The 22394-nt window shown below is 70.7% G+C and carries 22 protein-coding genes; 9 read left to right on the top strand and 13 right to left on the bottom strand.

What is annotated here, in order from left to right:
• The first annotated feature begins 2 nt into the window (after positions 1–2).
• Positions 3–164, top strand: a complete 162-nt coding sequence (locus tag EBE87_RS28975) for a hypothetical protein (protein WP_158600951.1) — start codon at positions 3–5, stop codon at positions 162–164.
• A gap of 2 nt (positions 165–166) precedes the next feature.
• Here EBE87_RS28975 and guaD read toward each other — a convergent pair whose 3' ends face one another.
• The 5 genes from guaD to petA all read right to left on the bottom strand — a co-directional run bounded on the left by guaD (position 167) and on the right by petA (position 5126).
• Entirely contained in the window at positions 167–1477 is a 1311-nt protein-coding gene (guaD, locus tag EBE87_RS11670) for a guanine deaminase (protein WP_120639376.1), read from the bottom strand.
• Positions 1478–1482: 5 nt separating this feature from the next.
• Entirely contained in the window at positions 1483–2373 is an 891-nt protein-coding gene (locus EBE87_RS11675; protein ID WP_120639377.1) for an S-methyl-5'-thioadenosine phosphorylase, read from the bottom strand.
• Positions 2374–2486: 113 nt separating this feature from the next.
• Positions 2487–3260: a cytochrome c1 gene (locus EBE87_RS11680; protein ID WP_120639378.1), complete on the bottom strand. Its 774-nt coding sequence runs from the start codon at positions 3258–3260 to the stop codon at positions 2487–2489.
• Position 3261: 1 nt separating this feature from the next.
• Positions 3262–4533: a cytochrome b gene (locus EBE87_RS11685; protein ID WP_120639379.1), complete on the bottom strand. Its 1272-nt coding sequence runs from the start codon at positions 4531–4533 to the stop codon at positions 3262–3264.
• 11 nt (positions 4534–4544) lie between these two features.
• Complete coding sequence (gene petA, locus EBE87_RS11690) at positions 4545–5126, bottom strand: ubiquinol-cytochrome c reductase iron-sulfur subunit (protein WP_120639380.1); 582 nt, start codon at positions 5124–5126, stop codon at positions 4545–4547.
• A 283-nt stretch (positions 5127–5409) separates the two neighbouring features.
• Between petA and hemF the strand changes: the two genes are divergently transcribed.
• Positions 5410–6288, top strand: coding sequence for an oxygen-dependent coproporphyrinogen oxidase (gene hemF / locus EBE87_RS11695; protein WP_120639381.1), 879 nt, complete (start codon positions 5410–5412; stop codon positions 6286–6288).
• 46 nt (positions 6289–6334) lie between these two features.
• On the top strand, positions 6335–7003 hold the full coding sequence (locus EBE87_RS11700; protein WP_120639382.1) for a dual specificity protein phosphatase family protein: 669 nt from the start codon (positions 6335–6337) through the stop codon (positions 7001–7003).
• A 4-nt stretch (positions 7004–7007) separates the two neighbouring features.
• Here EBE87_RS11700 and EBE87_RS11705 read toward each other — a convergent pair whose 3' ends face one another.
• The 6 genes from EBE87_RS11705 to EBE87_RS11730 all read right to left on the bottom strand — a co-directional run bounded on the left by EBE87_RS11705 (position 7008) and on the right by EBE87_RS11730 (position 13378).
• Positions 7008–7406 (bottom strand): GFA family protein, encoded by a 399-nt coding sequence (locus EBE87_RS11705; RefSeq protein ID WP_120639383.1) that lies wholly within the window; start codon positions 7404–7406, stop codon positions 7008–7010.
• A gap of 33 nt (positions 7407–7439) precedes the next feature.
• A complete protein-coding gene (locus EBE87_RS11710; protein ID WP_120639384.1) occupies positions 7440–7844 on the bottom strand; it encodes a lysozyme inhibitor LprI family protein in 405 nt (134 codons plus the stop codon).
• Positions 7845–7849: 5 nt separating this feature from the next.
• Positions 7850–9604, bottom strand: a complete 1755-nt coding sequence (locus EBE87_RS11715; protein WP_120639385.1) for an ABC transporter ATP-binding protein — start codon at positions 9602–9604, stop codon at positions 7850–7852.
• 70 nt (positions 9605–9674) lie between these two features.
• Positions 9675–10961, bottom strand: coding sequence for an MFS transporter (locus EBE87_RS11720; RefSeq protein WP_233553309.1), 1287 nt, complete (start codon positions 10959–10961; stop codon positions 9675–9677).
• Positions 10962–11224: 263 nt separating this feature from the next.
• A complete protein-coding gene (locus EBE87_RS11725; RefSeq protein ID WP_120639387.1) occupies positions 11225–12094 on the bottom strand; it encodes an SDR family oxidoreductase in 870 nt (289 codons plus the stop codon).
• An 81-nt stretch (positions 12095–12175) separates the two neighbouring features.
• Positions 12176–13378, bottom strand: a complete 1203-nt coding sequence (locus EBE87_RS11730; RefSeq protein WP_122140003.1) for a CCA tRNA nucleotidyltransferase — start codon at positions 13376–13378, stop codon at positions 12176–12178.
• A gap of 119 nt (positions 13379–13497) precedes the next feature.
• Here EBE87_RS11730 and EBE87_RS11735 point away from each other — a divergent pair, with 119 nt between their 5' ends.
• A complete protein-coding gene (locus tag EBE87_RS11735; protein ID WP_120641064.1) occupies positions 13498–13737 on the top strand; it encodes a CsbD family protein in 240 nt (79 codons plus the stop codon).
• Positions 13738–13753: 16 nt separating this feature from the next.
• On the opposite strand, the gene EBE87_RS11740 is transcribed toward EBE87_RS11735, so the two are convergent.
• Both EBE87_RS11740 and EBE87_RS11745 read right to left on the bottom strand, forming a co-directional pair.
• Positions 13754–14374, bottom strand: coding sequence for a CoA pyrophosphatase (locus EBE87_RS11740; protein WP_233553500.1), 621 nt, complete (start codon positions 14372–14374; stop codon positions 13754–13756).
• Positions 14371–15048 (bottom strand): DUF1285 domain-containing protein, encoded by a 678-nt coding sequence (locus EBE87_RS11745; protein ID WP_233553501.1) that lies wholly within the window; start codon positions 15046–15048, stop codon positions 14371–14373. Before EBE87_RS11745 ends, EBE87_RS11740 begins: the two co-directional genes overlap by 4 nt.
• Before the next feature lie 125 nt (positions 15049–15173).
• Here EBE87_RS11745 and EBE87_RS11750 point away from each other — a divergent pair, with 125 nt between their 5' ends.
• From EBE87_RS11750 to EBE87_RS11770, 5 genes are all read left to right on the top strand, one after another.
• Positions 15174–16178, top strand: a complete 1005-nt coding sequence (locus EBE87_RS11750) for an AAA family ATPase (protein ID WP_120641065.1) — start codon at positions 15174–15176, stop codon at positions 16176–16178.
• Positions 16171–17037 carry a DUF58 domain-containing protein gene (locus EBE87_RS11755; protein ID WP_233560086.1) on the top strand — a complete coding sequence of 289 codons (867 nt, stop codon included), beginning with the start codon at positions 16171–16173 and terminating at the stop codon, positions 17035–17037. Before EBE87_RS11750 ends, EBE87_RS11755 begins: the two co-directional genes overlap by 8 nt.
• A gap of 9 nt (positions 17038–17046) precedes the next feature.
• Complete coding sequence (locus EBE87_RS11760) at positions 17047–19767, top strand: DUF4159 domain-containing protein (protein ID WP_199726496.1); 2721 nt, start codon at positions 17047–17049, stop codon at positions 19765–19767.
• Complete coding sequence (locus EBE87_RS11765) at positions 19767–21869, top strand: hypothetical protein (protein ID WP_122140004.1); 2103 nt, start codon at positions 19767–19769, stop codon at positions 21867–21869. Before EBE87_RS11760 ends, EBE87_RS11765 begins: the two co-directional genes overlap by 1 nt.
• Before the next feature lie 148 nt (positions 21870–22017).
• Complete coding sequence (locus EBE87_RS11770; protein ID WP_147426314.1) at positions 22018–22380, top strand: hypothetical protein; 363 nt, start codon at positions 22018–22020, stop codon at positions 22378–22380.
• Positions 22381–22394 lie beyond the last annotated feature (14 nt).

The raw sequence follows: 22394 nt of genomic DNA on the forward strand, positions 1-22394 counted from the left end.
GCATGTTCCTGTTCCTGATCACCGCGCTGGTGCTGCTCGGCCTGCTGGCGGTGATTCCCTTCTGGACGGGAACGGGGCTGCAGGGCGTGCCTTTCGCCATGATCGGACTGCTGGCGGTGGGCGTGGTGCTCTCCGCCATCTTTGGCAGCTCGCCGAAGGACTGACCTCAGGCGCCGGCACCCTCCCGCCGGTAGCGGGGAATGCCGGCCACCCAGGTGGCGCGCACAGCGCGGTCGTCGCCCAGCGTCATCAGCACGAAAAGCCGTTCCGCCCAGTCGCGGGCATGGCGCAGGCGGTATTCCACCAAGGGTGTCGCCTTCAGGTCCAGCACCGCGAGGTCCGCCTCATGCCCCGGCGCGACGCGGCCGATGCGGCCGGTGAGGTCCAGGGCCTCCGCCGCCCCCGCCGTGGCCAGCCAGAAGCCATGCGCCGCCGTCAGCCTGCCGCCCCGCGCCCGCGCGACCTTGTAGGCCTCCCCCAGGGTGCGGAGCTGCGAGAAGCTGGTGCCGGCGCCGAGATCGGTGCCGAGGCCGACGCAGACCGGCCGGTCCCGCCGCTTGGCATCGAACAGCCGGAACAGGCCGCTGCCGAGAAAGAGGTTGGAGGTCGGGCAATGCGCCAGGGCGGAGCCGGTGCGGTGGCAGCAGCCGAATTCCGCCTCGGAGAGATGCACCGCGTGGCCGAAGATGGCGCGGCGCCCGGTCAGCCCGGCGCGGTGATAGACATCCAGGTAGCCGCCGGCCTCCGGGAACAATTCCCGCACCCAGGCGATCTCGGCCTTGTTCTCGCTCAGGTGGGTCTGGAGGTAGGTGCCGGGATGCTCCCGCCACAGCCGCGCGGCGGCGGCGAGCTGCGCCGGGGACGAGGTGGGCGCAAAGCGGGGCGTGATGGCGTAAAGCTGCCGCCCGGTGCCATGCCAGCGCTCGATCAGCGCCTTGGATTCGGCATAGCCGCGCTCGGCGGTGTCCAGCAGCGCATCGGGCGCGTTGCGGTCCATCAGCACCTTGCCGGCGATCATGCGGGTGTTCAGCCGGTGCGATTCGGCGAAGAAGGCCTCCACCGACTGCGGATGCACGGTGCAATAAACCGCCGCCGTGGTGGTGCCGTTCCGCAGCAGCTCCGCCAGGAAGACCCTCGCCGCCTCCGCGGCATGGGCGGGGTCGGCGTAATCCTGCTCGGCGGGGAAGGTATAGGTGTTCAGCCAGTCCAGCAGTTGCTCACCAAAGGCGCCGATCATCTGCGTCTGCGGGTAATGGACGTGGCAGTCGATAAAGCCGGGGCAGATCAGCGCATCCGGGTAATGCACGACCTCCAGCCCCCTCGCCCGCGCCGGGTCATAAGGCGCGACCTCGGCAATCAGGCCATCCTCCAGCACCACCAGGGTATCCTCGGTGATGTGGAGGGTGGCGGCGGGGTCTTCCGCCAGGAACGGGTCCCCGGTGAAGCCGAGGACCGCCCCGCGCAGCGCCCGCCGCATATGCCTTAGGCCGCCCGGTTCAGGACCCGGCCGGCAACGGCATCCAGCTTGGCCAGCAGCGCCGGATCGCGCTTCTCCGGCGCCGTCACAAGCGCGTATTCCAGCGCGCGGTCGCAGCCGGCGGGGCAAGGGCCGCGGGCCTGGCCCAGCATCGGCACCACCGTCTTCACCAACTGCTTGGCGCGGTCGGCATTGGCCATCATGACCTTGACCACCGCATCGACCGTCACGGCGTCATGGTCCGGGTGCCAGCAGTCGAAATCCGTCACCATGGCCACGGTCGCGTAGCAGATCTCCGCCTCACGGGCGAGCTTGGCTTCCGGCATGTTGGTCATGCCGATCACGTCGCAGCCCCAGGCGCGGTACATCTCGCTCTCGGCCTTGGTGGAGAATTGCGGGCCTTCCATGGTCAGGTAGGTGCCGCCGCGCTTGTGCTTCAGCCCGATCCCGCGCGCCGCCGCTTCCACATGGTCGCCGATGCGCGGGCAGACCGGATGCGCCACCGAGACATGCGCCACGCAGCCGGATTCAAAGAAGCTCTTCTTCCGCGCGAAGGTGCGGTCGATGAACTGGTCCACAATCACGAAGGTGCCCGGCGGCAGGTCGCCATTCAGGGAGCCCACGGCGGAAAGCGACAGGATGTCGGTCACACCCGAGCGCTTCAGCGCATCGATATTGGCGCGGTAATTGACATCGGAGGGCGTCAGCGGGTGCCCGCGCCCGTGGCGCGGCAGGAAGACGCAGCGGACACCGTCCAGCCGGCCGAAGAGCAGCGCGTCGGAAGGCTTGCCCCAGGGGGTCTCGACCTCGCGCCATTCGCGATCTTCCAGCCCGTCGATGTCATAGAGGCCGGAGCCGCCGAGCAGGCCGATGACGGGCTCGATGGTGTCGGTCATGGGGAAACACTCCGCAATCGGTGGCAGACATGGAAAGGGCCGCCCTGAACCGGGCGGCCCTGCCTTATCAGAGTGAGGGGGCCACAGGCACCCCTCCTGGATCAACCCTGGGCTTAGTGAACGTTGGCCCAGGTCTTGCGCTTCACGGCATAGGCGAGGCCGCCCAGGATCGCCAGGAAGATCAGCACCCGCACGCCCATGGCGCGGCGGGTCTCCAGTTCCGGCTCGGCGGCCCAGGTCAGGAAGGCCGAAACGTCGCGCGCCATCTGGTCCACGGTGGCCTTGGTGCCATCGGCATAGGTCACCTGACCTTCCTGCGACAGCGGCGGCGCCATCGCGATCTGATGGCCGGGGAAGTACTTGTTGTAGTGCATCCCCTCCATCACCGTCATACCCGCCGGCGGCTCCTCGTAGCCGGTGAGCAGGGCGTGGATGTAGTCGGCGCCGCCGACACGGGCCTTGGTGATGACCGAGAGGTCCGGCGGCAGCGCGCCGTTATTGGCCGCCCGCGCCGCCGCGGTATTCGCGAAGGGATGGCGGAAGCGGTCTGAAGGCCGGCCCGGCCGCTCGAACATCTCGCCATTGTCGTTCGGGCCATCCGGGATCTGGACGCCCGCGGCGACGGCCGTGACCTCATCCGCGCTGAGCCCGATGTCCTGCAGGTTGCGGTAGGACAGCAGGTTCATGGAATGGCAGGCGGCGCAGACATCCTTGTAGATCTGGAAGCCACGCTGCAGCTCACCCCGGTCATAGGTCCCGAAGGGCCCGTCGAAGGAATACTTCGTGTCCGGGATGTGGATCTCGCCCTCGGCGGCCACGGCGCCAGCGGCCAGCCCGAGGGTCATGGCGGCCGCGAGGGCCGCCGATTTCACGAAACGCAGCGCCATATCACGCCTTCTCCATCGGCTGGGCGGTCGCGGCGCCGGGCAGCGGTCCGCCCCCGCGCAGCACGGGTTGGGCAATGCTTTCCGGCAGCGCCAAGGGCTTCTCGATTTTGCCCAGCAGCGGCAGCAGCACCAGGAAGTAGGCGAAGTAATAGGCGGTCGAGAGGCGCGCGATCAGCACGTAGACGCCCTCGGCCGGCTTACCACCCGCCCACATCAGGACGAAGAAGTTCACGGTCCAGAGCAGGAACAGCCAGCGGGCGATCGGGCGGAAGCGCATGGAGCGCACCGGCGAGCCGTCCAGCCAGGGCAGCACGAAGAGCACCAGGATCGAGCCGAACATCGCCAGCACGCCCATCAGCTTGTTCGGCACCGCGCGCAGGATGGCGTAGAAGGGCAGGAAGTACCATTCCGGCACGATATGCGCGGGCGTCGAGAGCGGGTTGGCCGGGATGTAGTTGTCCGGGTGGCCGAGGTAGTTCGGCATGAAGAAGACCAGCACCGCGAAGACCATCATGTAGACCACGATGCCGACGCTGTCCTTGGTCGTGTAGTAGGGGTGGAAGGGCAGCGTGTCCTGCGGACCCTTGGGCTCGATGCCCAGCGGGTTGTTGGAACCCGTGATGTGCAGCGTGGCGACGTGCAGGAAGACCACGCCCGCGATCACGAAGGGCAGCAGGTAGTGCAGGGAGAAGAAGCGGTTCAGCGTCGGGTTGTCGACGGAGAAGCCGCCCCAGAGCAGGGTCACGATGCTGTTGCCGACCAAGGGGATGGCCGAGAACAGGTTGGTGATGACGGTGGCGCCCCAGAAGGACATCTGGCCCCAGGGCAGCACGTAGCCCATGAAGGCGGTGGCCATCATCAGCAGGAAGATGACCACGCCGATCATCCACAGCAGCTCACGCGGGGTCTTGTAGGACCCGTAGTACATGTTCCGCCAGATATGCACGAGGACCACGATGAAGAACATCGAGGCGCCGTTCATGTGCACGTAGCGGATCAGCCAGCCGTAGTTCACGTCGCGCATGATGCGCTCGACGCTGTCGAAGGCCAGGCTGGTATGGGCGGTGTAGTTCATCGCCAGGAAGATGCCGGTGGCGATCATGATCAGCAGGTTGATCATGGCCAGGGCGCCGAAATTCCACAGGTAGTTGAAATTCCGGGGAGTCGGGAAGGTCCCGTACTCCTTGTCCATCATGGTGAAGACCGGCAGGCGCTGGTCGATCCAGCGCACGACGGGGTTCTTGAATTCGCTCTGGTGAAGGCCGGATGCCATGGGTGCGGTCCTCAGCCGATGCGGATCTGGGTATCGGACCGGAATTCATATTCCGGAACGGCCAGGTTCGTGGGCGCGGGGCCGCGGCGGATGCGGCCGGAGGTGTCGTAGGCGCTGCCGTGGCAGGGGCAGAACCAGCCGCCGTATTCACCGCGCGGGTCGGTCGGCTTCTGGCCCAGCGGCACGCAGCCCAGGTGGGTGCAGATGCCGACCACGATCAGCCAGGGCTCGCGCTGCACGCGCGCCTGGTCGGTCTGCGGGTCACGCAGCTCGGCCACATCGACCGTCCTGGCTTCCTCGATCTCCTTGGGCGTGCGGTGGCGCACGAAGACCGGCTTGCCGCGCCACATGACCGTCACGGCCTGGCCTTCGGTGATGTGGCTGACGTCCACGTCGACGCTGGCCAGCGCCAGCACGTCCTTGGCCGGATTCATGGAGTGGATGAAGGGCCACACGATGGCACCCACACCGACCGCCGCGAAGGAGCCAGCAACCAGTTTCAGAAAATCCCGCTTTGACCCGTCCGCGGGGGCATGGTGTTGGCCACCACCCATGGCGGGGGGGCTGCTGCTCGGCGCAGGCGTCTCGGCCATCCTCGTCGTCCCTGTTGGCGGCCGTCCCGATACTCAGGTGGGCCGACCGCTGATCCCTTCCGCGGCAAGATGCGGAGGCGCGTGGACAAGCGTGTTTCCACGCCGTCTTTGTTGCGCCACGGCCATATAAAGCCAGGGCGTAGGGGGTGGCAATCGCCGCCGGCGCGCCCATTTGGCCCGATTGACCATCCGGAGGCCGGTTACGCATGGTGTTGCGCGGCTGAAAACGGCGGGCTAGCGGCAGGCCGGCCTCGTGGCCCGCCATCCCAGGATTATTGCCGCCATGTCCGATACCGCCCCTGGCGTCCCGCTGGACCACCCCCTCGCCCCGGAAGCGCGCGCCTGGTTCGAGTCGCTGCGCGACCGGATCTGCGCCGCCTTCGAGGCGATCGAGGCCGAGGCCGGCAGCGATGCCCGCTTCGGGCGCAAGGCCTGGGACCGCCCCGGTGGTGGCGGCGGCGTGATGAGCGCCATGCGCGGCAAGGTCTTCGAGAAGGTGGGGGTCAATGTCTCCACCGTGCATGGGGAGTTCAGCCCGGAGTTCCGCCGCTCCATCCCCGGCGCTGAGGAGGACCCGCGCTTCCTGGCCACCGGAATCTCGCTGGTGGCGCATATGTGTTCGCCCCGCGTGCCGGCGGTGCATATGAACACGCGCTTCATCGCCACCACCCGCGCCTGGTTCGGCGGCGGCGGCGACATCACGCCCATGGCGCTGGATGCACCCGAGTCGCTGGAGGATGCCGCGACCTTCCACGCCGCCTTCCAGGCCGCCTGCGACAAGCACGACCCCACCTATTATCCGCGCTTCAAGCAGTGGTGCGACGAGTACTTCTTCCTGCCCCACCGCAACGAGCCCCGGGGCCTGGGCGGCATCTTCTATGACTGGCTGGGCCGGGACGACGCCGATGCCTCCCGCCTGCCGGAGCATTTCGCCTTCACCCGCGACGTGGGCGAGGCCTTCCTCGACGTCTATCCGCGCATCGTCCGCCGCCGCATGGCCGAGCCCTTCACCCCCGCCGAGCGCGAGCACCAGCTGCTGCGCCGCGGCCGCTACGTGGAGTTCAACCTGCTGCACGACCGCGGCACGCTGTTCGGCCTGCGCACCGGCGGCAATGTGGAGGCCATTCTGATGTCGCTGCCGCCCGAGGTGAAATGGGCCTGAGCGCCCTCCCCTTGCCGCAGGGCCTGCGCGCCCCCATACCCGCGCCGTGGCGCAAGATCTGACAACCCCGGCCGGGCGGCGCGCCGCCTGGACCAACAGCCTTTTCGTGGACCATGCGGTGCTGCGCCTGTTCTGGCGCAACTGGGGCACGGTGGAGGACGGGCGGCTCTACCGCTCCAACCACCTCGGCCCCCGGCAATTGCGGGCGGTGGCGCGGCGCTTCGGCATCCGCACCATCATCAATCTGCGCGGGCACCGCGAGACCTGCGGCTCCGACGCGCTGGGGCGGCAGGCGGCGGCGGAACTGGGGCTGACCCATGTGGACGCGCCGCTGGAAAGCCGGGGCGCGCCGCACAAGGACCGCATCCTGCGCCTGGCCAAACTGTTCCAGGAGCTGCCGCAGCCCATCCTGCTGCATTGCAAGTCCGGCGCCGACCGCACCGGGCTGGCCGCCGGGCTCTGGCTGATGCTGCAGGGGCGGCCGGTGGAGGAAGCCATGCGCCAGCTCTCCTGGCGCCATGGCCATGTCTCGGCCAGCAAGACCGGCATCCTGGATGCCTTCTTCCGCGAATACGCCCGCTTCACCCGCACCCACGGCCCCAAGCCCTTCCTGGACTGGGTGGAGCAGGATTACGACGAACACGCCCTGCGCGCCGCCTTCCGCTCCCGCCCCTGGGCGGACCGGCTGGTGGACGGCATCCTGCGGCGGGAATAGGGCCTCAGCCCTCGTCGCGCCCCTGCCGGTATTGCGGCAGCCCGTCCGCCAGATGCAGCCAAGAGAGGTGGCTGCTCGTATGGGTGTGGTCGGCGGGCGGCACCTGCTCCGGGTCATCCAGGCTGGCGGTGGTGATGTCGATCTCACCGGGCAGGTCGAGGTTCTGGAAGGTCAGCGGCGTGCCGCAGCGGCGGCAGAAGGAACGCCGGACCTTGTCGCTGGAAGCGAAGCGCAGCGGCGCCCCGGCCGTGAAGCGGAACTCCCTGGCCCGCAGGCTGAACCAGGCGACAGCCGGCGCCCCGGCGATGCGGCGGCAGTCGCGGCAATGGCAGAGGGTGGGGTGGAAGGGCGTCCCTTCCCCTTCGTAGCGGGTTTCCCCGCAATAGCAGCCGCCGGTCAGCATGCGCGCCTCCTTTGATCGGGCCCGGTGCCGCGGTCAGCCGCCCCCTGGCACCGGGCAGGCCAGGTCGCCTTCCTGGCAGGAGAGGTAACGCCGCAACTGCGCCACGCGCTGCTCGGTCAGTTGCTGCCGGCATTGCGCCACCAGCATGGGGCGGATGCTGCCGCCCTCGGCGCCGATGGTGACGAAATCGCATTCCCCATCGCGGAAGCGCAGCCAGGCGCGCTGGGCCTCCCGCAGCGACTGCGCGGCGGATGGGGCGGGCTTCAGCCGGCTCATGATGCGGCCATAGGTCTCGTTCAGCGCCGCATCGGCCTTTCGCAGCCCATCCCCGGCGCAGTCGTTCAGGTCCATCTGAGTGGCATCCGGGCCGCATTCCCGTGCGGCAGCGGGCCAGGCGGCTGAGAGCATCAGGGCGGCGAGCAGAATCAGGGCGCGCATCGGCTTCACTCCACCGCGAAGGCCTGGGTGCGCACCATACGCGCGTAAAGCCGGTCCGCCGCCATCAGTTCTCCGTGCCGGCCCTCCTCCATCGCGCGGCCTTCCTGCATCACCACGATCCGGTCCGCCGCCTGCACCGTGGCCAGGCGATGGGCAATCACCAGGGTGGTGCGGCCCTGCCGCAGCGTCTCCAGCGCCCGGCCGACGGCGGCTTCGTTCTCGGCATCCAGGGCGCTGGTGGCTTCGTCCAGCAGCAGCACGCGCGGGTTGCGCAGCAGGGCGCGGGCCAGGGCCACGCGCTGCCGCTGCCCGCCCGAGAGGCGGGAGCCGCCGGAGCCCAGCACCGTGTCGTAGCCCTGCGGCAGCGCGGCCAGGAAGTCATGCGCGGCGGCGGCGCGGGCGGCGGCCTCCACCTCCGCCCGCGTGGCGCCGGGGTGGCCGCAGGCGATATTGGCCAGCGCCGTGTCATCGAAGATCACCGCATCCTGCCCGACATAGGCGATGGCGGCGCGCAGGCTTTCCAGCGTCACGGCCGTCACCGGCACGCCGTCCAGCAGGATCTGGCCTTCCGTCGCGTCGTACAGGCGGGGCAGCAGCGCTAGGGCGGTGGATTTGCCGGCGCCGGAAGGGCCCACCAGCGCCACGGTCTGCCCCGGATCGGCCTGGAAGGACAGGCCGGCGAGCACCGGCTCCCCATCCTGGTAGCGGAAGCCGACATCGCGGAACTCCACGGCGCCGGGGCCATCCGGCAGCGCGGGCGCATCGGCCGGGGCGGTGATGCGCGGGGCGCGGTCCATCTCGGAGAACACCCGCACCAGTCCGCCGAAGCCTTCCTGCAAGGCGGCGTTCAGCGAGCCCAGGGCGCGGATCGGCTGCGTCGCCACCAGCAAGGCGGCGACGAAGCCGGTGAACTCACCCACCGTGCCGCGCCCGGTGGAGACCTTCCAGCCGACGAAGCAGAGCACCCCCGCCACCGCCACGCCGCCCAGCGCCTCCAGGATCGGGTCGAGCTTGGAGCGCGTGCGGGCGATATGCATCAGCGCCTCCCGCAGCCGGGCGAAGGCCTGCCGGGCGCGGCCTTCCTCCTGCGCCTCCAGCCCATAGGCGCGGACCACGCGGGCGGAGGAAAAACTCTCGGTCAGCATGGCCGCGGCCTCGCCCACCCGCTCCTGCATGCCGCCGGAAGCGCGGCGGATGCGCTTGCCCAGCCGCAGCACCGGCACGATGGCCACCGGGTAGAGCAAGGCCAGGATCAGGCTCATCTGCCAGTCCAGGTAGATCATGGAAGCGACGAGGCCGATGACGGTCAGACCATTGGCCAGGCCGTTGATGGCCTTGGTCAACGCCTCCCGGATCGCCTGCGCATCGGCGGTGAAGCGGGCGGCGTGGCGGGCTGGCGCCTCCCGCGCCAGCACGGCCAGGTCGGCACGGGTCAGGGCGCGGAACAGGTCGTTCTGGATGGATTCGATGACCCGCAGCACCACCGCCTGCACCGAGACCGCCTGCCCGTACTGCGCCGCCGCCTTGCAGGCCGTGAGCACGATGATGGTGGGCGGCACCAGCCAGACGATGCGGGAATCGCCGGCCGTGAAAAGGTCGAAGGCCTGCTGGATGACCAGCGGGTAGAGCGCAGTGAAGCCCGCCAGCGCCAGGGTGCAGAACAGCGCCAGGACGATGCCGGCGCGGTGGTGGCGCATGTAGTCCCGCCAGAGGCGGAGGGTCAGGGCGCGGGTGGTCTCGGGGGGCGGAAGGGCGGCCATGGGGGCCGCTTAGCATGGCTGGGCCATGCGGCGGGAGGCACGGCATGGGCCGCGCCTCCCATCGGGCGGTTCAGCGGGCCGGAGCCTCGGCCGCCTCGGGGGCCGCGAGGCTGAGGCGGGCGCGGCTCTGGGTGGCCATGCAGATCAGGAAGACCACCGTCACGGCGCCCACGTAATGGGCCGGGCCCAGCGGGTCGGCATTGACCAGGAAGGTCACCAGCAGCGGCGTCACGCCGCCGAAGATGGCATAGGCCACGTTGTAGCTGAAGGATACGCCGGTGAAGCGCACGCTGGGCGGGAAGGCATTCACCATCACGAAGGGCACCACGTTGATCACGCCCACCGTGGCACCGGCGAAGGCATAGAGCGGGAGCAGCATCTCCGGCGCCATGTCGGCACCGATATAGAGGGCGTAGGTGCTGACGATCAGCAGCACGCCGCCGATCAGCCCCACCTTCACCGCGCCGAAGCGGTCCAGCAGCACGCCGGAGAACATGGCGCAGACCGTCAGCAGGAAGGTGGCGGCCAGGTTGGCCTTCAGCGTCATCACGGGCGTGAAGCCGTGCAGCTTCTGCATCAGCGCCGGGGTCATCAGGATCACCACCACCACGGCGGCGGTCAGCATCCAGGTCACCAGCATGGAAAGGATGACGGCACCGCGATGGTCGCGCAGCGCCTGCTTCACCGGCAGTTCCTTGCTCAGCGCCGCATGGGCCCGCATTTCCTCGAAGACCGGGGTCTCCTGCAGGAAGCGGCGCAGATACATGGCCAGCAGGCCGGAAACGCCGCCCGCCAGGAAGGGAATGCGCCAGGCCCACTCGCCCACCTCGGCCGGGGTGAAGGCGGCATTGATGCCGGTGGCCATCAACGAGCCCAGCATGATGCCGCCGGTCAGGCCGCCCGTCAGCATGCCGCAGGCCAGACCGACATGCTTGGCCGGCACATGCTCCGCCACGAAGACCCAGGCGCCCGGCCCCTCACCGCCGATGGCCGCGCCCTGCATCACCCGGAAGAGCAGCAGGAAGACCGGGGCGGCATAGCCGATGGTCTCATAGGTCGGCATCAGGCCGATCAGCAGCGTCGGCACCGCCATCAGGAAGACGGAGAGCGTGAACATGCGCTTGCGGCCGACCAGGTCGCCGAAATGCGCCATGATGATGCCGCCCAGCGGCCGCGCCAGATAGCCGGCGGCAAAGATGCCGAAGGTCTGCACCTGTTGCAGCCAATCGGGCATGCCGACGGGGAAGAACAGGTGGCCGATCACGGTGGCGAAGAAGACGTAGATAATGAAGTCGTAGAATTCCAAGGCACCGCCAAGCGAGGCGAGAGCAAGGGTGCGGATATCCTGCCTGTTCAAGGAACGGTTTTGGGCTGCAGCGCCTCTCTCGGCCATCGTGTCGGAACCTTATGAACCCTGGAAAAATCTGTGCGCCTGACTCAGGTACTGCGCAATTTTAGCAAAGCACTTGTTCAGGGAACATTCGGGTTTGGCGAATGCTGCAATGCGGTCGTCGCGGGGCTGTGCAGGCGCGGCGCCGTTTTTTCCAGGTTCTCAGGTCATGATGATGCGTGCCAGCCAGGGCGGAGGATGGTCCACCGCCCCGGCTGACCGCGGCCGGATCAGAGCATCGGCCGGCCGCCGGTGACGGGGATCAGCGCGCCGGTCATGTAGCTGCTCTCGTCCGAGGCCAGCAGCACATAGGCGGGCGCCAGTTCCGCCGGCTGGCCCGCGCGGCCGAGCGGCGTATTCTCGCCAAAGCTCTTCACCGCCTCCTCCGGCATGGTGGAGGGGATCAGCGGCGTCCAGATCGGGCCGGGGGCCACGCAGTTCACCCGTATGCCCTTCTCCGCCACCAGCCCCGCCAGGCCGGCGGTGAAGTTGGCGATGGCGCCCTTGGTGGTGGCATAGGCCAGCAGCGTGGGCGACGGGCTGGTGGCGTTGATCGAGGTGGTGTTGATGATCGAGGCGCCGGACTGCATGTGCTTCAGCGCGGCCTTCGAGAGATAGAACTGCGAGTAGATGTTCGTCCTGAAGGTGAGGTCCCATTCCTCGTCGCTGATGTCGTCGATCTTGTCGAAGGTGAGCTGGTGCGCGGCGTTGTTCACCAGCACCGAGATGCCGCCCAGCTCATCCACCGTGCGCTGCACCAGATCGCGGCAGAAGGCCGGGTCCGTAATGTCGCCAGGGGCCAGGATAGCCTTGCGGCCGGCCTGCTTCACCCATTTGGCGGTTTCCTGGGCGTCGTCATGCTCGTTCAGATACGAGATCACGAGATCGGCGCCTTCCCGCGCGAAGGCGATGGCGACCGCGCGGCCGATGCCAGAATCGCCGCCGGTGATCAGCACCTTCTTGCCTGTCAGGCGGCCGCTGCCCTTGTAGGATTTCTCGCCGTGGTCGGGCTGCGGGTTCATGGGGGCGGTATGGCCCGGAGGCTGCTGCTGCTGCGAAGGCTGCGGCGGCTGCGGACGGCTGGTGTCGTCGTTTGGCATGGTCGGGCCTCCTGTTGTGCTTCGCCCGCACAACGCCGCACCAGCCGGATGGTCACAGCCAAACCACGGAAAACCTTAGTTTTAGCCACGCTCCAGCATTATGCGGCAGGCCTGCGCATCCGGTGTGCAGCCCTCTTGCAGCCACCATTGCCGCACCCGCGCCAGGGCCTGCCCCACCCCCGGCCCCGCCGGAATGCCGGCAGCCAGGGCGTCGCGCCCCTGCAAGGGAAACACCGGCCGGGGCGTGGCGGCAACGCGCCCGCGCAGGGCGCTGCGGTCCACGCCGTCCGATGCCTCGGCGATCCAGGCCAGGTCCGCCGGCAGGCCGGGCGGCGTGCCCGCCAGCCAGCGGCGCAGTGCCGCGCCTTCCAGTTCCGGCGGCGGGCGCAGCTTGGGGTCCGCCAGTTGCCGCAGCCGTTCCGCCTCGGCCGAGGAAAAGCGCAGGCGGCGGGCCAGCGCCTCGGTCTCGGTGCCGGGCGCCAGCAGGGCCGCCAGCCGCAGCAGGGGTTCCACCGGGGCCTGGGGGTCGGCCAGCAGGCGGGACAGGGCGGCACCCTCCCCCGCTTCCGGCAGAATGGCGGGCAGCACGCCGGCCTCGCGCATCAGCGCCAGGGCGCCGCCGGGGTCAGGCGCTTCCAGTAGGCGCTTCAGCTCCATCCAGACCCGCTCGGCGGAAAGCCGCGCCAGCCCCGGCACGGCGTCACGGATGGCGGCCAGCGCCGCCGGGTCCGGCGCCCCGCGGCCGTAGCGGGCATGGAAGCGGAAGAAGCGCAGGAGGCGCAGGTAATCCTCCGCCATGCGCGTCGCCGGGTCGCCCACGAAGCGCACGCGGCCGCCGGCGAGGTCGGCTCGGCCGTCGAAATAGTCCCAGAGGCGCCCACCGGCATCCATGGACATGGCATTGAAGGTGAAGTCGCGCCGCGCGGCATCCTCGCGCCAGTCGGTGCTCCAGGCCACCTGGGCGTGGCGGCCATCGGTCACCAGGTCGCGGCGCAGGCTGGTGACCTCCACCGGCTGGTGGTCCAGCACGGCGGTGACGGTGCCATGCGCCAGCCCGGTCTCGAAGACCTTGATGCCGGCCTCGCGCAGCAGGCGGGAGGCCTCCTCCGGCGCCAGGGCGACGGCGACATCCACGTCATGCACCGGGCGGCCGGCCAGCAGGTCACGCACCGCGCCACCCACCACCCGCGCCCCCGGCAGCGCCGCCAGCACGGCGGCGGGCGCCCCCTGCGAGAGCGAGGCGGGAGGGTCGATGCGGTCGTGCGGCAGGTCGGGTTCGGTCATGGCGCCGGCAAGGCAGCACGTGACGTTCTGTCACGCAATCCGGCCGCATCCAATCCAGCCATGTGGCGTTGCTTAGCTGGAGGCCGGCGCCAGCCGGCAAAACAGGATAGGAGACCATCATGGTTGATGAAAACCGCGTGTCCGGCGCCGCCCGCGATGCCTTTGGCCGCGTGCAGGAAGCCGCCGGCAACCTGACCGGCGACAGCCGCATGCAGGCACGTGGCATGTACAACCAGGCGCAGGGCTCGACCGAGAACATGCTGGGCCAGCTCGGTGACTGCATCCGCGAGCAGCCGCTGACCTCCGTGCTGATCGGCGCCGGCATCGGCTACGTGCTGGGCCGCCTGCGGATCCTCTGATCCCGGCGCGGGCGCGCTACCGCAGCACCAGCGCCAGGTTGCGCAGGATGGCGGCGGTGGCGCCCCAGACATAGTGCCGCTCATGCGGCCAGACCCAGAAGGACCTTTCCCGCCCGCGGAACTGGGCCTTCTGCCGTTGTGGCAGGGCCGGGTCCAGCAGCCGCTTCAGGTCGTATTCGAAGATCAGGTCCACCTCGCCCGGTTCCGGCACCAGCTTCAACGGCGGGTGCAGCAGCGCCACCACGGGCGTGATGCGGTAGCCGGTGCCGGTCAGGTGGTCCGGCAGCCGCCCCATCACCTTCGGCAGGGTCGGGCCGAGGCCTATTTCCTCCCAGGCTTCGCGCAAGGCCGCCTGCTCGGCGCTTTCCCCCGGCTCCATGCGGCCGCCGGGAAAGGCTACCTGCCCGGCATGGCTGGAGAGCCTGGTGGTGCGCAGCGTCAGCAGCACCGTGGGCGAGGGATGCAACACCACCGGCACCAGCACCGCCGCCGCCACGGGCTTGCCCACCTCCTCATGGCCTTCGGTGGCCGTCGGCTCGGCACGATCGCGGCGCACGGGGTCGCGCAGGCGCCGGGCGATCTCCGCCGCGCTCAGCGCCTCGTCGGTGCTGAGCCCCTCGGCTGGCGGGGCGGTCACTTGGCGCCGGCGCGCGGCGCCCGGTTCTCACCCCGGCCATTGCGGCGATGGGCGCGCGGCGCCTCGGCCGGCACGTCGTCGATGGGGAAGAAGACGCCCTCGCTCCAGACGCCCAGCACCTCCCGGCCATCCACCGTCTCGGGTTCGGCCAGGGCCACCAGTTCGTAGAAGACGGCGCGGTTGATGCGCGCCTCCAGCCCGCCGCGCACCTTCACATAGGGGCGAGGCTCCCGCGTGCGGGGGTCCACCGCGACGCGGATGGGGTGGTCGTGGTCGGCGGTGACCATCTCGTCCAGGTTGGTGCGGAAGGTCAGGCATTGCCGCCCCTCGCATTGCCGCCAGAAGACCTCGACGGCGATGAAGGGCGCGTCCTCCACCTCGACGCGGCCGCGCTCCACCGGGGTTTCCAGCCAGTAGGAGCCATCCTCCTCCCGCTTCAGCACGGAGGCGAAGAGGCAGACCAGCTCCTTCCGCCCGATCGGGCTGCCCTTGTAGTGCCAGGAGCCATCGCGCGCGATGCGCATGTCCAGCGAGCCGCAATCCACCCTCGGTCTCGGCGGGCGGCCTTCCTTCGCGCCGCCCGGGCGCAGCCCGGCCAGGGGGAGGCCGCAGGGATCGCCCCCGCGTGCGGCAATGGGGCGGCAGCAATCGCCGCTCACATCCGCCTGTTGCATTGCATTCAATGCTTTGTCCGTGCGCCCACTGGTCATACGCTTTCCAAGTCTCGCTCCTGGATCTTGGTGGCTGGCGAAGAACCTCCGGCCTCCCATATCCAGGCTATATAAGGAGCCCGACCTGCATGGTTGAAGTGGCGGACCCCACTGATCCCACCATCCTTGTTGCGGAAGTCGAGGCCCTGGGCACTCGACTCTCCCGCGTCAAGGCCGCGGTTGGAGAAGTGATCTTCGGGCAACCGGACGTGGTGGAGCAGGTGCTGATCACCATCCTCTCCGGCGGCCATGTGCTGCTGGTGGGCGTGCCCGGCCTGGGCAAGACCCGGCTGGTGGAAACGCTCGGCACCGTGCTCGGGCTCAACGAGGGCCGGGTGCAGTTCACCCCCGACCTGATGCCCGCCGATATCCTGGGCAGCGAGGTGCTGGAGGAAGCCGAGGGCGGCCGCCGTGCCTTCCGCTTCATCAAGGGCCCGGTCTTCTGCCAGCTTCTGATGGCGGATGAGATCAATCGCGCCTCCCCCCGCACGCAGTCGGCGCTTTTGCAGGCGATGCAGGAGCGCAAGGTGGCGGTGGCCGGTCAGTCGCATCCCCTGCCCGCCCCGTTCCATGTGCTGGCGACGCAGAACCCCATCGAGCAGGAAGGCACCTACCCGCTGCCCGAGGCGCAGCTCGACCGCTTCCTGCTGGAAGTGAATGTCGGCTACCCGGACGAGGCCGCCGAGCGGCAGATGCTGCTGGCCACCACCGGCTCCCAGGATGCCAGGGCCCGCCCGGCCATCACGGCGGCGGAGCTGATGGCGGCGCAGGCCCTGATCCGCCGCATCCCGGTGGGCGAGCAGGTGCTGGAGGCTATCCTGAAGCTGGTGCGCGGCGCGCGGCCGGAAACCGGCTCGCTGGAATCCGTGCGCAAGCACCTGGCCTGGGGCCCCGGCCCGCGTGCCGCCCAGGCGCTGATGCTGGCCACCCGCGCCCGCGCCGTTCTGGATGGCCGCCTCGCCCCCAGCGTGGAGGACGTGATCGCCCTGGCGGACCCGGTGCTGCGGCACCGCATGGCGCTGAACTTCTCCGCCCGCGCCGATGGCGTGCAGCTTTCCGACGTGATCGGTGCCCTGAAGGCCAGCCTTGGCTGAGACCGGCACGGCCCCGCGCGCGACCGCCCTGCGCGCCGAGGCGCTGGGCGCCCGGCTGCCGCCGCTGGTGGTGGCGGCCGAGCGGGTGGCCGCGACGGTGATGCAGGGCGTCCATGGCCGCCGCCGCGCCGGCCAGGGCGACGCCTTCTGGCAGTTCCGCCCCTATACGCCCGGCGATGCGCTGAACCGGCTGGACTGGCGGCAAAGCGCCAAGTCCGACCGCCTCTTCGTGCGTGAGACGGAATGGGAAGCGGCCCAGAGCGTCGCTCTCTGGCGCGATGCCGGGGAGACGATGCGCTGGTCCTCCGGCAACCTGCCGCAGAAAGGGGAAAGGGCCGAGTTGCTGCTGCTGGCCCTGGCCTCCCTGCTGCTGCGCGGCGGGGAACGGGTGCGGCTGCTGGGCCTGCGTCGCGCCTTTGCCGGGCGCGGCGTGCTGCCTTCCCTGGCGGAAGCCCTGGAGCGGCACGCGCCGCCGCCGGCTGACGAGAGCCTGCCCCGCCATGCCCGCGCCGTGCTGTTCAGCGATTTCCTTCAGCCGCTGGAGGAGACCCGCGCGGCGGTCGGCGCGCTCTCCGCCCGTGGCGTCACCGGGCATCTGGTGCAGGTGCTGGACCCGGCGGAGGAAACCCTGCCCTATACCGGCCGCATCCGCTTCGAAGCACTGACGGCCGGCGAGGCTCCGCTGCTGCTGCCCCGCGTGGAAGGCGTCCGCGCCCTTTATGCCGAAAAATTGGCTGCGCACCGCGCCGGCCTTTCCACTATTGCCGGTGCCGCCGGTTGGCGCTTCACCACCCACCGTACCGATGCCCCGCCCGAGGCGGCGCTGCTGGCGCTGTGGCAGGCCCTTTCGCCCGGATAACCGCTCATCATGCTGCAACTTGGCCCGATCGGTTTCGTGCTTCCCTGGTTGCTGCTGGCCCTGCCCCTGCTGCCGGCGATCTGGTGGCTGCTGCGCGTGACGCCGCCGGCCCCGCGCCGGCAGGTCTTCCCCGCCCTGCGCCTGCTGCGCGACCTGCCGGTGCCGGAGCAAACGCCCAGCCGCACCCCCTGGTGGCTGTTGCTGCTGCGCCTGACGGCGGCGGCGCTGATCGTGCTGGGGCTGGCCCGGCCGGTCTGGGGTCCGGGCGCCGGCACGGCGGGGGATGGCCCGCTGCTGCTGGTGATCGACGACGGCTGGGCCTCCGCGCCCGACTGGCCCGCCCGCGCCGCAGCCGCCCAGGCGGCGCTGGACACCGCCTCCCGCGAAGGCCGCCGCGCCGCGCTGCTGACCACCGCCCCCACCGACACGCCCGAGAGTACCCGCCCCAGCGCCCTGATGCCGGCCGAGGAACTGCGCGCCCGCGTCACCGCGCTCCGCCCGAAATCCTGGGCGCCGGACCGCGCGGCGGCGCTGGCGGGCTTCCAGTCCTGGCGGCAGAACAATTCCGGCGCGCTGTCCACCCTCTGGCTGGCCGATGGGCTGGAGCATCAGGCGGAAGGCGACGGCAGCACGCCCTTGGCCGAGGCCCTGGCCGCCGCCGGCCCGCTGACCCTGGCCCGCACCGAGAACCGCGCCACCCGCCTGCTGCTGCCGCCGCGCGCCGAGCCTGACCGGCTGCTGGTTTCGCTGCGCCAGACCCCGGCGCCGGCTGGCGGGCAGGCCACCGTACTGGCCCGCACCGGCGACGGACGCGCGCTGGCCAGCACCACCATCGACCTGCCCGCCGGCGCCACGGCCGGGGAAGCCGCGCTGGAGCTGCCGCTGGAGATCCGCAATCAGGTGGTGCGGCTGGATCTCGACGAGGATGAGAGCGCCGGCGCCGCCGTGCTGCTGGACGAGCGCTTCCGCCGCCGCCCGGTGGGGCTGGTCGGCCCCGCCCAGTCCGGCACCGATACGCCGCTGATCGGCGCGCTGTATTACCTGGAGCGCTCGCTCTCCCCCACCGCCGAGCTGCGTTCCGGCAGCATCGAGCAACTGCTGGCCCGCCAGCTTTCCGTGCTGGTCCTGGCCGACCGCCCGGTCTCCGAGGGGCGGGAGCGCGAGGCACTGGACCGCTGGGTGCGGGAGGGCGGCACCCTGGTGCGCTTCGCCGGCCCGCGCTTGGCCGAGCATCCGGATTCCCTGCTGCCGGTGCGCCTGCGCGCCGGGGAGCGGCAGTTGGGTGGCTCGCTCTCCTGGGAACAGCCGCAGCACATGGCGCCCTTCCCCGACAGCTCCCCCTTCGCCGGGCTGGTGCCGCCGGCCGAGGTCACCGTTTCCACCCAGGTCCTGGCCGAGCCCGACCCGCGCCTGTCGGAACGCAGCTGGGCCCGCCTCGCTGATGGCACGCCGCTGGTGACGGCGGAAACGCGCGGCGCCGGGCGCATCGTGCTGTTTCATGTCACGGCCAATGCGGAATGGTCCAACCTGCCGCTCTCCGGCCTGTTCCCCGACATGCTGCGGCGGCTGGTGGCCCTCTCCTCCGGCGTGGCGGGGGCGGAAGGCAGCGCGCCGCTGGCGCCGGTGGAGAACATGGACGGTTTCGGCCGCCTGGGCCCGGCGCCGGGCGGCGTGGCCGCCATCGCCGCCAATGCCTTCGCCGAGACGAAGCCCGGCCCGCGCCACCCGCCGGGCTGGTACGGCGTGCCCGGCGAGGGCGGGGAACGCCGCGCGCTCAACCTGTCCGCCAGCCTGCCCGCCCCGCGCCCCATGGCGGCGCCGCCCGCCGGCACTGGCTTCCAGGCCATCGGCGGCGTGCCGGCGGAGCGCGACCTCGGCCCCTGGCTGCTGGGCGCGGCGCTGCTGCTGCTGGCGCTGGACCTGCTGCTCTCACTGGGGCAGCGCGGGCTGATCGGCCGGCCGGCGCGGCTGGCGCTGCTGGCCCTGGCGCTGCTGGCGCCTCTGGGTTCGGCACGGGCGCAGCAGGCCGGCGACCTGCCGCTGGTCACGCGCATCGGCTATGTGGTCACGGACGATCCCTCGGCCGATGACGTGGTGCGGCAAGGGCTGGCCGGCCTGTCCGAATACGTCAACCGCCGCACCGCCGCAGCACTCGGCGAGCCGGCGGCGGTGAAGCCGGGGCAGGACGACCTTTCGGTGCTGCCGCTGCTCTACTGGGCCATCCTGCCCGAAGCCCAGGCGCCCGACCCCGCCGCCGTGGCCGCGCTGAACGACTACATGCGTAACGGCGGCATCATCCTCTTCGACACGCGGGACGAAGGCTCCGGCGAAGGCTTCTCCCCCGGCGCGCGGGAGGCATTGCAGCGGGTGACGCGCAGCCTCGCCATCCCGCCCCTGGCGCCGGTGACGGCGGAGCATGTGCTGACCCGTTCCTTCTACCTGCTGCAGGACCTGCCGGGGCGCTTCGCCGGCGGGCAGGTCTGGGTATCGCGGGAAGAGGACCGGGCCAATGACAGCGTCAGCCCGGTGATCATCGGCGGCCATGACTGGGCCGGGGCCTGGGCGGTGGATGCGCGGGGCAGCAATCCCTTCGCCGCCATCCCCGGCGGCACGCGGCAGCGGACGCTGGCCTATCGCTTCGGCGTCAACCTCGTGATGTACGCGCTGACCGGCAACTACAAGGGTGACCAGGTGCATGTGCCGGCCATCCTGGAAAGGCTCGGCAACTGATGCAGAACGCCATTTCGGCGGTCGATTTCGCACCCATCCTGCCGGCCTGGCTGCTGGTGGCGCTGGCGGTGCTGGCGCTGCTCGCACTGGTGCCGGCGCTGTGGCGGCGGGCGCGCGGGGTCTGGTGGCGGGCGCTCTCCTTCGCGCTGCTGCTGCTGGCGCTGGGCAACCCGCGGCTGGTGCAGGAAACGCGGGAAACCCGCCCCGATATCGCCCTGCTGGTGCAGGACCGCAGCGACAGCGCCCGCATCGGCACCCGCGGCGCCCAGATGGACGCCGCCCGCGCCACGCTGGAGGCCGATGCCGCCCGCTTCCCGGACCTGGAGCTGCGGACCGTGGACGTGCCGGAAGGCGGCAACCAGGGCACCCGGCTGATGACGGCCATCGACCGTGCCCTGGCCGAGATCCCCCGCGCGCGGCTGGCCGGCGTGCTGGCCCTGACGGATGGGCAGGCGCATGACGTGCCGGCCGCCCCCTCCTTCGACGCGCCCTTCCACACCATCCTGCCCGGTGCGCCCGGGGAGGTGGACCGGCGCATCCGCGTCATCGAGGCGCCGGGCTTCGGCATCGTCGGCCGCAGCGTCGAGCTGCGGCTGGCGGTGGAGGACCTCGGCGTGCCGGCGGCGCAGGCCCAGGGCGCGGTGCGCCTGACCATCCGCCGGGACGGCAACCCGCCCCGCGTGGAAAGCGTGCCGCTGGGGCGGGAACACCGCATCAACATCCCCATCGAGCGCGGCGGGCCATCGGTGGTGGAAATCGCGGCGGACCAGCGGCCGGGCGAGGTCTCCACCCTCAACAACCGCGCCGTGGTCACCATCAACGGCGTGCGGGACCGGCTGCGGGTGCTGCTGGTGTCGGGGGAGCCGCATTCGGGCGAGCGCACCTGGCGCCGGCTGCTGAAGGCCGACCCCAATGTGGACCTGGTGCATTTCACCATCCTGCGCCCGCCGGAAAAGGACGACCTGACGCCGCTGAACGAGCTGGCGCTGATCGCCTTCCCGGTGCGGGAGCTGTTCCAGGTGAAGCTGCGGGACTTCGACCTCATCGTCTTCGACCGCTTCGCCAACCGGGGCATCCTGCCGCCGGTCTATCTGCGCAACATCGCCGATTACGTGCGCGGCGGCGGGGCGCTGCTTCTTTCCGTGGGGCCGGAATTCCTCGGCCCCACCAGCCTGGCCGCGACGCCCCTGGGGCAGGTGCTGCCGGCGCGGCCGCTGGGCGGGACGGAAGGGCTGGCCGAGGGCGCCTTCCGCCCGCGCGTCACCGATGCCGGCGCCCGCCACCCCGTGACGCAGGGCCTGACCGGCGCCAACCAGGGCGATGCCGCGCCGCAATGGGGCCGCTGGTACCGCCACCTGCGTGCCGAGACCGAAAGCGGCACCACCGTGATGGACAGCGGCGACGGCACGCCGCTGATGCAACTGGACCGGGTGGGCGAAGGGCGCGTGGCGCTGCTGCTCTCGGACCAGATCTGGCTCTGGTCACGCGGGCATGACGGCGGCGGGCCGCAGGCGGAACTGCTACGCCGCGCCGCCCACTGGCTGATGAAGGAGCCGGAGCTGGAGGAGGAGGACCTGCTGGCGCGGGTGGAGAACGGCACCCTGTCCGTCACCCGCCGCAGCGTCGAGGCCGGGCCGCCGCCGGAGATCACGGTCACGGCACCGGATGGCACCGTGACCCGCCGGACCGCCGAGGCCGAGGGCGGCGGCCGCGCCGTGCTGAATTTGCCGGCGGAGCAGCCCGGCGTCTGGCAGGCCAGCGATGGCCGCCGCACCGCCTTCGCCGCCGCCGCCGCCGCCAACCCGCTCGAGATCGCCGATCTGCGCGCCGACCCGGGCAAGCTGGCGCCGGTGGCGCAGGCGACCGGCGGCGGCACCCGCTGGCTGGGCAACGAAGCCGCCGCGCCGGCGGTGCCGGAGCTGCGCCGCGTGGCCGCCGGGCGGGACATGGCGGGCGGCACCGGCAGCGGCTGGCTGGGGCTGCGGCGCAACCAGGACCATGTCGTCACCGGCGTCTCCGCCCTGCCCCTGCTGCCGCCCTGGCTGGCGCTGCCGCTGGTGCTGGGCGTGGCCGTGGTGGCCTGGCGGCGGGAGGGGCGCTGACACATGGCCCGCAACGCTGCTGTTGCCCGACAGTTTATTCAGTACGACGGCGACACTGTCGCGGTTGCGTAACGTACACCCCGCCACGGAGACCGCCGGCATCGCGAAAGCAGCAGCCGGGCGTCCGTCAAGCATTGGAGAATGCGTCATGCGGAGTAGAGTCTTTCTTCTACTGACCTTGCTGCTGGGCGCCTGCGCGACGGGGCCAACGCTCAGCCAGCGCCTTGCCGCCTATATCGGCGACACCGAGGCACAGCTGATACAAGCCATGGGCGTGCCCGTGCGGAGCTATGAGACGGAAGGCGTCCTCTTCCTGCAATTCGAGCGGCGCGGCATTGTGCCCCTTCCTGCGCCCGACCCCTTCTATAACTATGGCTATTGGGGCTATCGCCCCTGGCCCTGGCGCCCCTGGCCGAGCACGCCCGCCTATGGCGAGGTGCGATGCGACATCACCTTTGCCCTGCGTAACCAGCGGGTCGATAGCTTCACATTGCATGGTGACGGCTGCTGAGACGCCTATCTGAC

The organism is Teichococcus wenyumeiae, assembly GCF_003696345.1.
Lineage (GTDB): Bacteria > Pseudomonadota > Alphaproteobacteria > Acetobacterales > Acetobacteraceae > Pseudoroseomonas > Pseudoroseomonas wenyumeiae.

Bases quoted from the DNA above. Each gene is read 5' to 3' on its own strand.
- EBE87_RS28975 (WP_158600951.1), top strand. From the start codon at position 3: ATGTTCCTGTTCCTGATCACCGCGCTGGTGCTGCTCGGCCTGCTGGCG.
- guaD (WP_120639376.1), bottom strand. From the start codon at position 1,477: ATGCGGCGGGCGCTGCGCGGGGCGGTCCTCGGCTTCACCGGGGACCCG.
- EBE87_RS11675 (WP_120639377.1), bottom strand. From the start codon at position 2,373: ATGACCGACACCATCGAGCCCGTCATCGGCCTGCTCGGCGGCTCCGGC.
- EBE87_RS11680 (WP_120639378.1), bottom strand. From the start codon at position 3,260: ATGGCGCTGCGTTTCGTGAAATCGGCGGCCCTCGCGGCCGCCATGACC.
- EBE87_RS11685 (WP_120639379.1), bottom strand. From the start codon at position 4,533: ATGGCATCCGGCCTTCACCAGAGCGAATTCAAGAACCCCGTCGTGCGC.
- petA (WP_120639380.1), bottom strand. From the start codon at position 5,126: ATGGCCGAGACGCCTGCGCCGAGCAGCAGCCCCCCCGCCATGGGTGGT.
- hemF (WP_120639381.1), top strand. From the start codon at position 5,410: ATGTCCGATACCGCCCCTGGCGTCCCGCTGGACCACCCCCTCGCCCCG.
- EBE87_RS11705 (WP_120639383.1), bottom strand. From the start codon at position 7,406: ATGCTGACCGGCGGCTGCTATTGCGGGGAAACCCGCTACGAAGGGGAA.
- EBE87_RS11710 (WP_120639384.1), bottom strand. From the start codon at position 7,844: ATGCGCGCCCTGATTCTGCTCGCCGCCCTGATGCTCTCAGCCGCCTGG.
- EBE87_RS11715 (WP_120639385.1), bottom strand. From the start codon at position 9,604: ATGGCCGCCCTTCCGCCCCCCGAGACCACCCGCGCCCTGACCCTCCGC.
- EBE87_RS11725 (WP_120639387.1), bottom strand. From the start codon at position 12,094: ATGCCAAACGACGACACCAGCCGTCCGCAGCCGCCGCAGCCTTCGCAG.
- EBE87_RS11730 (WP_122140003.1), bottom strand. From the start codon at position 13,378: ATGACCGAACCCGACCTGCCGCACGACCGCATCGACCCTCCCGCCTCG.
- EBE87_RS11735 (WP_120641064.1), top strand. From the start codon at position 13,498: ATGGTTGATGAAAACCGCGTGTCCGGCGCCGCCCGCGATGCCTTTGGC.
- EBE87_RS11745 (WP_233553501.1), bottom strand. From the start codon at position 15,048: ATGCAACAGGCGGATGTGAGCGGCGATTGCTGCCGCCCCATTGCCGCA.
- EBE87_RS11750 (WP_120641065.1), top strand. From the start codon at position 15,174: ATGGTTGAAGTGGCGGACCCCACTGATCCCACCATCCTTGTTGCGGAA.
- EBE87_RS11760 (WP_199726496.1), top strand. From the start codon at position 17,047: ATGCTGCAACTTGGCCCGATCGGTTTCGTGCTTCCCTGGTTGCTGCTG.
- EBE87_RS11765 (WP_122140004.1), top strand. From the start codon at position 19,767: ATGCAGAACGCCATTTCGGCGGTCGATTTCGCACCCATCCTGCCGGCC.
- EBE87_RS11770 (WP_147426314.1), top strand. From the start codon at position 22,018: ATGCGGAGTAGAGTCTTTCTTCTACTGACCTTGCTGCTGGGCGCCTGC.